An 11890-nucleotide genomic window follows, 5' to 3' on the forward strand; every position below is an offset into this window, starting at 1 on the left:
ACTCGCCGAGATCCCAGCTCGTCGGGCAGACGAGGTTGCCGACGTTCTCGATGAAGAGGCAGTCGAGGTCGGCCACGTTCCAGCCCTCGAGCCGCCGTTCGACCATGTCGGCCTCGAGGTGGCAGAGGCCGTGCGTCTCGATCTGCCTGACCGGAGCCCCGCTCTCCGCCAGCCGGCGGGCGTCGTTGTCGGTCTCGAGGTCGCCGACCACCGCGGCCACCGCGAGCCCGCGGGCCTTGAGCCGCAGGAGCGTCTCCCGCAAGAGCGCCGTCTTCCCGGTGCCCGGGCTCGACACCATGTTCACGACGAGCACGCCCGCCGCCGCGAACCGCTCCCGCATCCGCCGGGCCAGCTCGTCGTTCTTCTTGAGGATGCGGGTCCGCACCTCGAGGATCCGGGGCTCGATCATGGCCTCACTCCGCCGCCCGGCCGACCGCTCTCCCGGTCGTCCAGCTCGAGCGACTCGAAGTCGAGCTCGCGGCCGCCCCGGATGTCGCCGCTCGGCCGGCCGCACCGGGGGCAGGCCAGCCGCTGCACGCCCGGCGGCTCCACCTCCGCGCTGCAGTCCCCGCACCAGACCCGCACCGGCACCTCCTCGATGTCGAGCACGCAGCCGGCCAGCGGCGTGCCCTCCGCGAGCAATTCAAATCCGAACCGCAGCGCGTCGACGGAGACGCCCGCCAGCCGCCCGATCCGCAGCACGATCCTCCGCGGGCGGCCTCCGGCCGCGGCCGACCGCTCGCGCGCGATCTCGACCACGCTCGCGGCGATCGACAGCTCGTGCATCCCGCCGGTCCTCCGGAACGCACCGCCGCGACCGCCGTCGCCACCGCCGCGTGGCGGTCGCGGCCAAGGTCGTGATCGTCTTCCGAGAGGATACCGCGGCCCCGGCCGCGGTGCCGAATCGAAGCGGACGGAACCGCGCGACTTCCCGCGCGGATTCCGGATCCCGGGCACGATAGACTTTTGCGTCGGCGGCGGACTCCCGCGGCCACGAAGGGAAGCGCTCGATTTGGACAGGCGCACCGTCACTCCGGCCGCCGCGGACGCCGGCCCCCGGGCCGCCGTCGCCGCTGCGCCCCGCGACGCGACCGCGCCGGCCGTGCTCGTGATCGGCTGCGGCAACCTGCTCTGCGGCGACGATGCCGCCGGACCGGTCTGCATCAGCCGGCTCCGCGACCGCGGGCTCCCGGCCGGCGTCGAGTGCGTCGACTGCGGCACCGCCGGCATCGAGGTCGCCTTCCGGATGCGGGGGGTGCCCGAGCTGATCATGATCGACGCCTGCCGCGGCGGCGGGCCGCCGGGCGCGCTGCTCGAAGTCGCGGGGGATGATCTCGAGCTGCCCGCCCCCGCGGCGAGCTTTCACGCCTTCCGCTGGGACCACGCCCTCGCCTTCGGCCGCTGGCTGCTGGGGGCGGACTATCCGCGGCGGGTCACCGCCTGGCTGATCGCCGGGGAGGCGTTCGCCCCCGGCGACTCGCTCTCGCCCGCGGTGGACCGGGCCATCGACACGCTCTGCGACCGGCTGTGCGCGCGGCTCGGCGACCGGCAGCTTGACGGGCCGGGCGACCGGCAGCGGCCGCGACATGGGGACGAGCGGCGCGACGGGCTCCACGATCCGCCCGCCGCCGCTTCCGCCGCGGCCCCCAGGAGTGCCTGACATGTGCCTCGCCGTGCCCGGCAGGGTGGAATCGATCCGCGCGGAGCAGGGCACGCTCATGGGCCGCGTGAGCTTCGCCGGCGTCGTCCGGGACGTCTGCCTGGCCTACGTGCCCGACATCGCGGTGGGCGACTACGCGCTCGTGCACGTCGGCTTCGCGCTGCAGAGGATCGACGAGGCCGCCGCCCGCGACACGCTCCGCACGCTGGCCGCGGCGGGCCTCCTGGCGGAGGAGCTCGGGGCCGACCGCGGGCCCGACCAGCGCCGCGGGGAGGCGGAGCCACGATGAAGTTCCTCGCCGAGTATCGCGACGCCCCGCAGGCCCGCCGCCTCGCCGCGGTCATCGCCCGCACGGTCACGCGACCCTGGTCGATCATGGAGGTCTGCGGCGGGCAGACCCACTCGATCATCCGCAACGGCATCGACCAACTGCTCGACGGCTCGGTGGAGTTCATCCACGGGCCCGGCTGCCCGGTCTGCGTCACCCCACTGGAGATGATCGATCGCGCCCTGGCGATCGCCGCCCGCGACGACGTCATCTTCTGTTCGTTCGGCGACATGCTGCGGGTGCCCGGATCCAGCCAGGACCTGTTCAGCGTGCGCGCCCGCGGCGGGGACGTCCGGATCGTCTACTCGCCGCTGGACGCCACCCGCATCGCCGCCGAGAACCCCGATAAGCAGGTGGTGTTCTTCGGGGTCGGCTTCGAGACGACCGCACCGGCCAACGCCATGTCGGTGCTGCACGCCCAGCGCCTCGGCTTGACCAACTTCTCCATGCTGGTGTCCCACGTCCTGGTGCCGCCGGCGATGGAGGCCATCCTCAGCTCGCCCACCAACCGCGTGCAGGCCTTCCTGGCCGCCGGTCACGTCTGCACTGTGATGGGCACCGGCGAGTACGGGCCGCTGGTGGACAAGTACGGCGTCCCCATCGTGGTGACCGGCTTCGAGCCGCTGGATCTGCTGGAAGGTGTTCGGCAGGCGGTCGAACTGCTCGAATCGGGCACGACGGAACTGCGCAACGCCTACCCGCGGGCGGTCACCGCGGTCGGTAACACTGTCGCCCAGCAGGCGCTGTCGGAGGTGTTCGCCGTGACCGACCGGCAGTGGCGGGGGATCGGGATGATCCCGAAGTCGGGCTGGACGCTGTCGCCGCGTTACGCCGAGTTCGACGCCGAGCGCAAGTTCGGGGTGGGGCAGTTGACCGTCGCCGAATCCGATCTGTGCCACGCCGGTGAGGTGCTGCAGGGGCTGATCAAGCCCAACCAGTGCCCGGCCTTCGGCACCAGCTGCACACCGCGAACCCCGTTGGGCGCCACCATGGTTTCCAGCGAAGGCGCCTGCGCGGCGTACTACCAGTTCCGCCGGTTGGCCGGAGGCGCTGCGGCGCCGACATCGGCGTCCGCGAGTGCCTGACCTCCCGGACCCGTCGAACTGGGTCTGCCCGCTGCCGTTGCGCGACACCACACGCATCGTCATGGGTCACGGCGGCGGCGGCATCCTCTCCGAGGAACTGATCGAGAACCTCTTCCTGCCCGCGTTCGGCTCGGCGGGCGGGCCGTCCCGCGATTCGGCCGTGCTGGCAAACCCCGGCGGGCGGATCGCCCTGACCACCGACTCCTACGTCGTCAACCCGCTGTTCTTCCCGGGCGGCGACATCGGCGATCTGGCCGTCAACGGAACCGTCAACGACCTGGCCTGCAGCGGCGCCCAGCCAATCGGGCTGACCGCCGGGTTCATCCTCGAGGAGGGCCTGGAGATCGAGGTGCTCGGCGCCGTCGCGCAGAGCATGGGCCGGGCCGCCGCCGCAGCCGGGGTGGACATCCTCACCGGTGACACCAAGGTGGTCGGCAAGGGCGGCGCCGACGGGCTTTTCGTCAACACCGCCGGTATCGGGGTGGTGCCCGAGGGGCTGCGCATCGGTCCGGAGCAGGCCCGGCCGGGTGACCACGTCATCGTGTCGGGCAACATCGGCGAGCACGGCGTGGCCATCATGAGCGTGCGGGAGGGCATCGACTTCGGCACCACGGTCACCACCGACAGCGCCCCGCTGCACCGACTGGTGGCGGCCATGCTCGCCGCCCTGGAAGGCCGGGGCGAGGATCCCAATCACATTCACGCGCTTCGGGATCCGACCCGCGGCGGTCTGATCGCCGCCACCGTGGAGATCGCCCGCGCCTCCGGCGTCGGCGTCGAACTCGACGAGTCCGCCGTCCCGGTGCCGGAGACGGTGGCGTCGGCCTGCGGATTCCTGGGACTGGATCCGATGCAGGTGGCCAACGAGGGCAAGATGGTGGCCTTCGTCGACCCGGCGCACAGCGAGGCCGTGCTGGCCGCGATGCGGGCCCGCCCGGAGGGGGCGAACGCCGCCGTCATCGGCCGCGTGGTCGCCGAACACCCGGGAATGGTGGTGGTGCGCACCCCCTTCGGGACAACCCGGGTGGCGGAACGCGAACTGGGCGAACAACTTCCACGGATCTGCTGAGGGCGCGCGCGCCGATGGTGCGCAGCGGCGCCGGAGGTCGCCGTTTGCGGCCTGGGACGGCACGCCTGGTAGGTTTGCTCAGATCACTCTCAGAAACTTCTGCGAACCCATCGAGGGGGGCGTTCTGTGCCTTTTGCCATGCGGTCTTTTGTGACGGCAGGGGTCGTCGTGCTCAGCGCCGGCGTCGCGTCGGTGGCGCCCGCGCCGAACACGCCGGGTCCGGGTGGCGACCGCGTGTCCTTCGCGCCGTACAGGCTGATCGCCGATTCCTCGCCGGCGGCCGTGCCGCAGAACCTGCTCAACATGGTGCTGTCGATCCCGGCCTGGGAAGTGCAGGCCATGAACCGCTTCGCTGATGCGATGGCCGCCACCGGAAGCTGGCAGGTGTGGGGCCCGACCAACGTCCTGGGGTTCGACGAGCAGGACCCGCCGAAGCTCGAAGCGCTGGTCGACATGGCGATCCCGATCCTGCCGTTCTCGTCGGCCCTGGGACAGCAGTTCGGCTGGTGGGCGAAGGCCAACTTCCCGATGAACGCCGGGTGCGCGGCCAGGCCGGGTGCCTGCCCGGATCTCGTTGCGCTGCAAGATGTCTCGCTCAAGGTGCCGACGAGGCAGCTGTATGACGGGTACCAGTTCCCGACCGTGACCAACTCGTTCACCGGTGAGCCGACGTCGTGGTCGGGTGCGTACGTCGAACTCGATCGCACCGGGGCCTTCGGCGCCCTGAACGCCTACCTGACCGGCCCGGCGGCGCCTGTCGAATCCGTCTCGGCGAACGACTTCGCGACCGCCTTCGGAAGGGTGCTGCGGTCGGTCTCGGACGCGTTCAACCCGTGGGTCCAGAACAGCGAATGGTTCAACGAACAGCAGACCGGGCTGGCCCCGGTGTTCCGCAAGCTCGCGCCCGCGCTGTGCGAGTCCTGCGATCCGGACAAGCCCTACGACAATCCGTGGCTCTACGAGAACTATCCGCTCAAGCCCGCGCCGGCGGCGTCGGTCGTGGCGGCCGCTGCGGCCGAGACGCCGGACCCGGTTCCCAGCGATTCGGCCGATCCAGGAAAGCTGCCCGACTTAGCAGGGCGGGCCGGGGCGCAGGCGCCTGCCGGCCCGGCCGCGGCACCCGCGCCCCGCCGGTCGCACCGGCCGGCCCATGCGTCTGCGTCGGACACAGCGTCGGGCGCAGCGTCGGATTCCCCGGGTTCGGCGCGGCGGGCCGCCCGGTCCGCCGCGGGTTCCGCGCGCTGAGACTGCTCGTCAGCGCCTGGCGTCACAGGTGCACTGCTGGTCCTTGGGGACCTCGCTCATCACCTGCTCGGCGTGCAGGCCGCAGCCGTCCCAGGTGGTCTTGTGGCAGCGCGGGCACTGGACTTGGTAGCACATGATCTTCTCCTTCGGACTGGTGAGGTTACCCGGTCGTCGCCACCCGCAGAAGTACCCCGGTGGGTATCTGCGCCGGACGATGCTACAATACCCCTACAGGTATTGAGGAAAGGCGCGATGACTGCGCCGGGCGGAGGTGACCATGATCGCGCTCACCGTCGCACTGGCCGTCTTCGTGGGCATCTCGCTGGGCCTGCTCGGCGGCGGCGGCTCGATCCTGACCGTGCCGCTGCTGGCCTACGTGGGCGGCATGGAACCCAGGCAGGCCATCGCCACCTCGCTGCTGGTGGTGGGTGTCACCAGCGCGGTGGGCGCGGTCACCCACGCCCGTGCCGGGCGGGTGCGCTGGAGGGTCGCGGCGGTGTTCGGGGCCGCCGCCATGGCGGGGGCCTTCGGCGGCGGCCGGCTTGCGCACTTCATTCCCGGCAACATCCTGCTGATCGCCTTCGCGGTCATCATGATCGCCGCCGCGGTGGCCATGCTTCGCGGCCGTCGTGATCTGGCCGACGAATCGAGCGGACCACTGCCGATCGCGAAGATCCTGCTGCAGGGCGTCGTCGTCGGGATGATCAGCGGCCTGGTCGGCGCGGGCGGCGGCTTCCTGCTCGTCCCGGCCCTGGCCCTGCTGGGCGGACTGCCGATGCCGGTGGCCGTCGGCACCTCGCTGGTGGTGATCTCGATGCAGTCCTTCGCCGGCTTCGCCGGGCACCTGTCCGGGGTCGCCATCGACTGGAGACTCGCCGGGTTGGTCACCGCTGCCGCGGTGGCCGGCAGTGTCGCCGGCGGCATGCTGACCTCCCGCATCGAGCCGGCCAGGCTACGAAAGGCCTTCGGCTGGTTCGTTCTCGCGATGGCGTCGGTGGTGCTGGCCGAGGAGGCCGACATCCGGATCGGGGCGGCGGTGGCCATCGTGGCCGCGATCGCCGGCGCAATCGCCTTCATGTGCGCCCACTACGCGCGCTGCCCGCTGCGCAAGGTCCTGATCGACCCGGGCGTCATACCCGGTGGGGTACCATCGAGTCGCGTTGGCAACAGTGTCGTGAAAGGTGGCCGCCATGGTCGGTGACGAAACCGCCGTAACCGAGGTGCTCAACCGGCTCCGCCGCGCGCAGGGTCAATTGGCCGGCGTCATCTCGATGATCGAGCAGGGCCGCGAGTGCAGGGACGTCGTCACGCAACTGGCCGCGGTGTCCAAGGCTCTCGACCGGGCCGGGTTCAAGATCGTCGCCTCCGGCCTCAAGGAATGTGTCCTCGGGGACCCCGTCAACGGGAGGACACCGATGACCGAGGCGGAGTTGGAGAAGCTCTTCCTCTCGCTGGCGTAGTCAGCCGACAGGTCGGCCGAAGCGGCTCGCCGCTGTCTTCGGGTCAGCGAATCGGCTTGAGCAGGATCGGCATTCCGTCGACCGGCATCGGCATGCCCGCGTGGTCGTAGCGCGGCTTGTACCCCGGGTGCGGCAGTTCGAGTCGATAGTTGCGCAACACCCGGTGCATGACCGACTTGATCTCCAGTTGGCCGAACACCAGGCCGATGCACTTGTGGGCGCCGCCGCCGAACGGGGCGAAGGCGTAGCGGTGCCGCTTGTGTTCGGAGCGCGGTTCGGCGAACCGGGCCGGGTCGAACTTCTCCGGTTCGTCCCACAGTTCGGGGAGCATGTGGTTCATGCCCGGCCATAGGGTGATGTTCGTCCCGGCCGGTACGAAGTAGCCCTGGATGGAGGTGTCCCGGACGGCGCGACGGACGTTGAACGGCAGCGGTGTCACCATCCGCAGACACTCGTTGATCACCAGGTCCCAGGTCTCCAGCTTGTCCAGGGTGTCGATGTCCAGCGGTCCGTCGCCGATCCGGTCGCCTTCCTCGCGGAGACGTTCCTGCCACTGCGGGTTGGCGGCCAGGTGGTAGGCCATGGTCGTCATCGTCGACGACGACGTGTCGTGCGCGGCCATCATCAGGAAGATCATGTGGTTGACGATGTCGGCGTCGCTGAAGGAGTTGCCGTCCTCGTCGGCGACGTGGGTGAGCACCGTCAGCATGTCGGTGCCGTCGGAGCCCCGCTTCTCGGCGACCCGTGCGGTGAAGTACTCCTCCAGGACCTTGCGGGCCGCCAATCCCCGCCACCACTTGAACGGCGGCACCGGGGTGCGGATGATCGCACCGCCCGCCCGGGTGGTGGTCTCGTATGCCGCCTTGATCCTGGCGACCAGTTGGTGGTCGCTGGTGGTGTCATGGCCCATGAACACCACCGAGGCGATGTCGAGGGCGAGTTCCTTGATCGCGGGCAGGAACAGGAAACGGTTGTCGTTCACCGGCCAGTCGTTGGCGACGACCTTGGTTGCCACGGCGTCCATGTGGGCGATGTAGCCGGCCAGTCGGGTGCGGGTGAACGCCTCCTGCATGATCCGCCGGTGGTACCTGTGCTCGTCGAAGTCCAGCAGCATCAGGCCGCGCTTGAAGAACGGGCCGATGACATCCGCCCACGCCGCCGTGGTGAAGTCCTTGTTCTTGTTGGTGAACACTTCCTGGGTGGCGTCGGGGCCCAGGGCGGCGACGGATTTGAGCGCCGGGGTCGTGGTGTAGTACACCGGCCCGTACTTGCGGTAGCTCTCCAGCACGAAGTCCGGGCCGCTGCGGAAGACCTCGATCAGGTGACCCAGCAACGGAAGCCCGGCGTTGCCCATGACCGGTTTGAGGCCGCTGCCGGCCGGTGGCCTGGAGAACTCGAACTGGGACCACTCCTGTTTACGCAGCCGGTCCTCGACGATCCCCATTCCTGGGATGGTCTGCAGCGTGGGGGTGAGTTTGCGACGGGCTTGTTCGAGCAGGTGCTGATGGGTGCTGATGGTCGGCATCGGCGTCTCCTGCGTGGACTTGTGACCGGCGTTGGCGCCATTTTCCCGGGCAAAGTTGACGGCTGTCAAGTTTCCATCCCGGCTCGGCGTGGTGCATGGTGAACGGGTGAGCGCTCCGCAGCAGTCCGAGGAGGTGCCGCGCCGGCGCGGCGACCGTCAGAGGCACGCGATCGTGCGGGCGGTTCGGGAGTTGCTGACCGAGAAACCATTCGCCGAACTGTCGGTCAGCACGATCAGCGACCGTGCCGGGGTGGCACGCTCGGGCTTCTACTTCTACTTCGACTCCAAGTACGCCGTGCTGGCGCACATCCTCGGTGAGGTCGTCGGCGAACTCGAGGAACTCACCGGGGACTTCGCCCCGCGCGGCGACGACGAGACCCCCGCGGCGTTCGCCAAACGGATGATCGGCAGCGCCGCGGCGGTCTACGCCCACAACGACCCGGTCATGTCGGCGTGCAACATCGCCCGCGGCACCGACGCGGAGATCCGCGAAATCCTGGACCGCTACAACGATCTCGTCATCGACCAGATCGTGCCGGTGGTGGAGGCCGAGATCCGCAACGGCGCCGCCGACCCGGTCACCGATGACGTCAGCGCCCTGGTCCGGATCCTGGTCGGGACGACGGCGCAGACGCTGTCGGGCGAGTCGACGTTCACCGGTCCGGGCAGAGATCTTCCCCGCGCGGTGGCGGTGCTGGAAAAGCTTTGGCTGCATGCGCTCTGGGGCCGGCGGGCCGAGCCGGCACAGGGCGGCAGGCAGGCCGGATCATGAGCCTGGGCTTCAGCGGCAAGCGGATCCTGGTGACCGGCGCCGCCAGCGGTATCGGCCGGGCCCTCGCGCACAGGCTGGCCCGCGAGGGCGCGGTGCTCTACCTGACCGACGTCAACGCCGACGGTCTGGCCGACACCGTCGCCGCGGCCCGCGAGGCCGGGGCAGAGGTGGCCGAGCACCGCGCGCTGGACGTCTCCGATTTCGACGCGGTGAGCGACTTCGCCGCCGAGGTGCACAGCCGCCACCCCGCGATGGACGTGGTGATGAACATCGCCGGTATCTCGGCGTGGGGCACCGTCGACCAGTTGACCCACACGGCACTGGCGGTCGATGATCGACGTCAACCTGATGGGGCCGATCCACGTCATCGAAAACTTCGTTCCCCCAATGGTTTCCGCCAGACGGGGTGGTCATCTGGTGAATGTCTCCTCGGCCGCCGGACTGGTGCCGCTGCCCTGGCATGCCGCCTACAGCGCCAGCAAGTACGGGCTGCGCGGGCTGTCGGAGGTGCTGCGGTTCGACCTGGCCCGGCATCGCATCAGGGTCTCGCTGGTGGTCCCCGGCGCGGTGAACACCCCCCTGGTGCAGTCGGTGCAGATCGCCGGGGTCGACCGCGACGACCCCCGGGTGCAGCGCTGGGTCCGCCGCTTCAGCGGTCACGCGGTGTCGCCGGAGAGGGCCGCCGACAAGACCCTGGCCGGGGTCGCCCGCAACCGGTTCCTGATCTACACCTCCCCGGACATCCGGGCGCTCTACGCTTTCAAGCGATACGCGCCGTGGCCCTTCGGTGTGGTGATGAAACCGGTCAACGTGCTGTTCGCCCGGGCGCTGCGGCCACCGGCCCGCAGACAGCTGCCGCCGGGCCGCAGATAGGGGAGCGACGCCGATGTCCGCCGACGTCTCACTGACCGACACCTACTGGAAACTGCTCGACGTGGACGGTGCCGCGGTGACGGTGGCCGAGCAGATGCGCGAACCGCACCTGGTGCTGCACGGCGAGGACGGCCGGCTGGCCGGTTCCGGAGGGGTCAACCGGTTGATGGGCGGGTACACCGTGGACGGCGGGGCAGTGTCGTTCACCCAGGTCGCCACGACGATGATGGCCGGCCCGCCGGAGGCGATGCAGCAGGAGCAGGTCATTCTGGGGGCGCTGGGCCGGGTCCGGGGCTTCCGGGTCGCCGGGGACCGGCTCACGCTGGTCGACGAGGCCGCGCGCCCGGTGCTGACGGCCGTGGCCGTGGCGCTCTGATTGCGCCGCTCTCGCGATCCGGCTTGTCGGCGCCGTCTGATAGGTCTGTGGCACGGCATGTTGTGACGTGCGACACGCCGAACGGAGCCCTGGCAACAGGCTTACGACCTGGGAATTTCAAAAATGTCATTCGGAATATGTAGTACCTACACGCGTTGTCGGACACTAGGTGTAGTGTTTGGAAAGCCGGTGGGCCCGCGGATCGCGGGTCCGCCGGGACCAGTCGAAACGCTCGCCGAGGAGTCCTCCAGCAGATGACCATCACCGTCTACACCAAGCCGGCCTGTGTTCAGTGCAACGCCACCTACAAGGCCCTCGACAAGCAGGGTCTGGCCTACGAGATCGTGGACATCACCGAGGTTCCGGAGGCCCGGGACTACGTGATGGCGCTGGGTTACCTGCAGGCGCCGGTGGTGGTGGCCGGCGGTGAGCACTGGTCCGGCTTCCGCCCGGACCGCATCAAGGCCCTCGCCGGCGTCGAGCAGACCGACGCCACCGCCGTCAGCGCCTAGCGGAACCGTCATGCAGTCCGGCGGCGGCGTGCTCGGGGAAGCCCCGGTGCGGGTGGTGTACTTCTCCAGCGTCTCGGAGAACACCCACCGCTTCGTGCGCAAACTCGACCTGCCCGCCGTCCGGATCCCGCTGCACGGCCGCATCCGGGTCGACGAACCCTATGTGCTGATCCTGCCCACCTACGGTGGCGGAAAGGCCAACGGGCCGGACCCCGATCTGGATTCCAATGCCGGGGGCTATGTGCCCAAGCAGGTCATCGCATTTCTGAACGACGAGCACAACCGATCGCTGATCCGCGGCGTGATCGCGGCCGGCAACACCAACTTCGGCGCCGAGTACTGCTACGCGGGCGATGTCGTCTCCCGCAAGTGCGGGGTGCCGTATCTCTACCGATTCGAATTGATGGGAACCGCGGAGGACGTGGAAGCCGTCCGCGCGGGCCTGGCTGACTTCTGGAAGGACAAAGACGAGTGGCACCAACGGTCACTGCTGCAGAGCCGGTAACCACCACCAGTCCGGCGCACGCGCTGCCGGGGGAGACCGACTACCACGCGCTCAACGCGATGCTCAACCTGTACGGCGCAGGGGGAGAGATCCAGTTCGACAAGGACGTGCTCGCAGCCCGGCAGTACTTCCTCGAGCACGTCAACCAGAACACCGTCTTCTTCCACAACTACGACGAGAAGCTCGACTACCTGATTCGCGAGAACTATTACGAGCGCGAGGTTCTCGACCAGTACTCGCGCAACTTCGTCAAGACGCTGATCGACCGGGCGTACGCCAAGAAGTTCCGCTTCCCGACGTTCCTGGGCGCGTTCAAGTACTACACCTCCTACACGCTGAAGACCTTCGACGGCAAGCGCTACCTGGAGCGCTTCGAGGACCGCGTGGTGATGGTCGCGATGACCCTGGCTGCGGGGGACACCGCACTGGCCGAGCAACTGGTCGACGAGATCATCGACGGCCGGTTCCAGCCGGCCACCC

16 protein-coding genes and 1 pseudogene are annotated in these 11890 nt (G+C 69.5%); 13 read left to right on the forward strand and 4 right to left on the reverse strand.

Features of this window, described 5'->3' with window-relative positions; genetic code table 11:
• Both hypB and ADBZ5U_RS10190 read right to left on the reverse strand, forming a co-directional pair.
• Nucleotides 1–409: hydrogenase nickel incorporation protein HypB (hypB, locus tag ADBZ5U_RS10185; RefSeq protein ID WP_526265002.1), on the reverse strand; the 409-nt coding region annotated here is incomplete at its 3' end.
• A complete protein-coding gene (locus tag ADBZ5U_RS10190; RefSeq protein WP_526265004.1) occupies nt 406–786 on the reverse strand; it encodes a hydrogenase maturation nickel metallochaperone HypA/HybF in 381 nt (126 codons plus the stop codon). The genes hypB and ADBZ5U_RS10190, both read right to left, overlap by 4 nt.
• Before the next feature lie 226 nt (nt 787–1012).
• Here ADBZ5U_RS10190 and ADBZ5U_RS10195 point away from each other — a divergent pair, with 226 nt between their 5' ends.
• From ADBZ5U_RS10195 to ADBZ5U_RS10215, 5 genes are all read left to right on the forward strand, one after another.
• Nucleotides 1013–1660, forward strand: a complete 648-nt coding sequence (locus tag ADBZ5U_RS10195) for a hydrogenase maturation protease (protein ID WP_526265006.1) — start codon at nt 1013–1015, stop codon at nt 1658–1660.
• 1 nt (nt 1661) lies between these two features.
• On the forward strand, nt 1662–1949 hold the full coding sequence (locus ADBZ5U_RS10200; protein ID WP_526265008.1) for a HypC/HybG/HupF family hydrogenase formation chaperone: 288 nt from the start codon (nt 1662–1664) through the stop codon (nt 1947–1949).
• Nucleotides 1946–3073: a hydrogenase formation protein HypD gene (hypD, locus tag ADBZ5U_RS10205; protein WP_526265010.1), complete on the forward strand. Its 1128-nt coding sequence runs from the start codon at nt 1946–1948 to the stop codon at nt 3071–3073. Before ADBZ5U_RS10200 ends, hypD begins: the two co-directional genes overlap by 4 nt.
• Nucleotides 3066–4142 (forward strand): hydrogenase expression/formation protein HypE, encoded by a 1077-nt coding sequence (gene hypE, locus ADBZ5U_RS10210; protein ID WP_526265012.1) that lies wholly within the window; start codon nt 3066–3068, stop codon nt 4140–4142. The genes hypD and hypE overlap by 8 nt, the downstream gene beginning before the upstream one ends.
• A 138-nt stretch (nt 4143–4280) precedes the next feature.
• Nucleotides 4281–5387, forward strand: coding sequence for a hypothetical protein (locus ADBZ5U_RS10215; RefSeq protein ID WP_526265014.1), 1107 nt, complete (start codon nt 4281–4283; stop codon nt 5385–5387).
• 9 nt (nt 5388–5396) lie between these two features.
• Here the strand turns inward: ADBZ5U_RS10215 and ADBZ5U_RS10220 are convergent, their stop codons facing one another.
• Complete coding sequence (locus tag ADBZ5U_RS10220; protein WP_526265016.1) at nt 5397–5522, reverse strand: DUF8730 family Cys-rich protein; 126 nt, start codon at nt 5520–5522, stop codon at nt 5397–5399.
• A 142-nt stretch (nt 5523–5664) separates the two neighbouring features.
• Between ADBZ5U_RS10220 and ADBZ5U_RS10225 the strand changes: the two genes are divergently transcribed.
• Together ADBZ5U_RS10225 and ADBZ5U_RS10230 are read left to right on the forward strand one after the other, a co-directional pair.
• On the forward strand, nt 5665–6588 hold the full coding sequence (locus ADBZ5U_RS10225) for a sulfite exporter TauE/SafE family protein (protein WP_526265018.1): 924 nt from the start codon (nt 5665–5667) through the stop codon (nt 6586–6588).
• Entirely contained in the window at nt 6578–6847 is a 270-nt protein-coding gene (locus ADBZ5U_RS10230) for a metal-sensitive transcriptional regulator (RefSeq protein WP_526265020.1), read from the forward strand. Before ADBZ5U_RS10225 ends, ADBZ5U_RS10230 begins: the two co-directional genes overlap by 11 nt.
• Before the next feature lie 43 nt (nt 6848–6890).
• Here the strand turns inward: ADBZ5U_RS10230 and ADBZ5U_RS10235 are convergent, their stop codons facing one another.
• Nucleotides 6891–8372 carry a cytochrome P450 gene (locus ADBZ5U_RS10235; RefSeq protein ID WP_526265022.1) on the reverse strand — a complete coding sequence of 494 codons (1482 nt, stop codon included), beginning with the start codon at nt 8370–8372 and terminating at the stop codon, nt 6891–6893.
• Nucleotides 8373–8478: 106 nt separating this feature from the next.
• On the opposite strand from ADBZ5U_RS10235, the gene ADBZ5U_RS10240 reads away from it, so the two are divergent.
• The 6 genes and pseudogenes from ADBZ5U_RS10240 to ADBZ5U_RS10265 all read left to right on the forward strand — a co-directional run.
• On the forward strand, nt 8479–9144 hold the full coding sequence (locus ADBZ5U_RS10240) for a TetR/AcrR family transcriptional regulator (protein ID WP_526265024.1): 666 nt from the start codon (nt 8479–8481) through the stop codon (nt 9142–9144).
• Nucleotides 9141–10017, forward strand: a pseudogene (locus ADBZ5U_RS10245) (SDR family oxidoreductase). The gene ADBZ5U_RS10240 and the pseudogene ADBZ5U_RS10245 overlap by 4 nt, the downstream one beginning before the upstream one ends.
• 13 nt (nt 10018–10030) lie before the next feature.
• A complete protein-coding gene (locus ADBZ5U_RS10250; protein ID WP_526265026.1) occupies nt 10031–10393 on the forward strand; it encodes an META domain-containing protein in 363 nt (120 codons plus the stop codon).
• Nucleotides 10394–10647: 254 nt separating this feature from the next.
• On the forward strand, nt 10648–10905 hold the full coding sequence (locus ADBZ5U_RS10255) for a redoxin NrdH (RefSeq protein WP_526265028.1): 258 nt from the start codon (nt 10648–10650) through the stop codon (nt 10903–10905).
• Nucleotides 10906–10915: 10 nt separating this feature from the next.
• Nucleotides 10916–11410, forward strand: coding sequence for a class Ib ribonucleoside-diphosphate reductase assembly flavoprotein NrdI (gene nrdI / locus ADBZ5U_RS10260; protein WP_526265030.1), 495 nt, complete (start codon nt 10916–10918; stop codon nt 11408–11410).
• The coding region (locus tag ADBZ5U_RS10265; RefSeq protein WP_526265032.1) for a ribonucleotide reductase N-terminal alpha domain-containing protein at nt 11377–11890 on the forward strand (514 nt) is incomplete at its 3' end. The genes nrdI and ADBZ5U_RS10265, both read left to right, overlap by 34 nt.

The sequence above is a fragment of the Mycobacterium sp. genome, from assembly GCF_040398885.1.
GTDB lineage: Bacteria > Actinomycetota > Actinomycetes > Mycobacteriales > Mycobacteriaceae > Mycobacterium.

Coding starts and splice junctions, on each gene's coding strand:
- ADBZ5U_RS10190 (WP_526265004.1), bottom strand. CDS start 786: ATGCACGAGCTGTCGATCGCCGCGAGCGTGGTCGAGATCGCGCGCGAG.
- ADBZ5U_RS10220 (WP_526265016.1), bottom strand. CDS start 5,522: ATGTGCTACCAAGTCCAGTGCCCGCGCTGCCACAAGACCACCTGGGAC.
- ADBZ5U_RS10230 (WP_526265020.1), top strand. CDS start 6,578: ATGGTCGGTGACGAAACCGCCGTAACCGAGGTGCTCAACCGGCTCCGC.
- ADBZ5U_RS10215 (WP_526265014.1), top strand. CDS start 4,281: ATGCGGTCTTTTGTGACGGCAGGGGTCGTCGTGCTCAGCGCCGGCGTC.
- ADBZ5U_RS10225 (WP_526265018.1), top strand. CDS start 5,665: ATGATCGCGCTCACCGTCGCACTGGCCGTCTTCGTGGGCATCTCGCTG.
- ADBZ5U_RS10235 (WP_526265022.1), bottom strand. CDS start 8,372: ATGCCGACCATCAGCACCCATCAGCACCTGCTCGAACAAGCCCGTCGC.
- hypD (WP_526265010.1), top strand. CDS start 1,946: ATGAAGTTCCTCGCCGAGTATCGCGACGCCCCGCAGGCCCGCCGCCTC.
- ADBZ5U_RS10250 (WP_526265026.1), top strand. CDS start 10,031: ATGTCCGCCGACGTCTCACTGACCGACACCTACTGGAAACTGCTCGAC.
- ADBZ5U_RS10200 (WP_526265008.1), top strand. CDS start 1,662: ATGTGCCTCGCCGTGCCCGGCAGGGTGGAATCGATCCGCGCGGAGCAG.
- ADBZ5U_RS10255 (WP_526265028.1), top strand. CDS start 10,648: ATGACCATCACCGTCTACACCAAGCCGGCCTGTGTTCAGTGCAACGCC.
- nrdI (WP_526265030.1), top strand. CDS start 10,916: ATGCAGTCCGGCGGCGGCGTGCTCGGGGAAGCCCCGGTGCGGGTGGTG.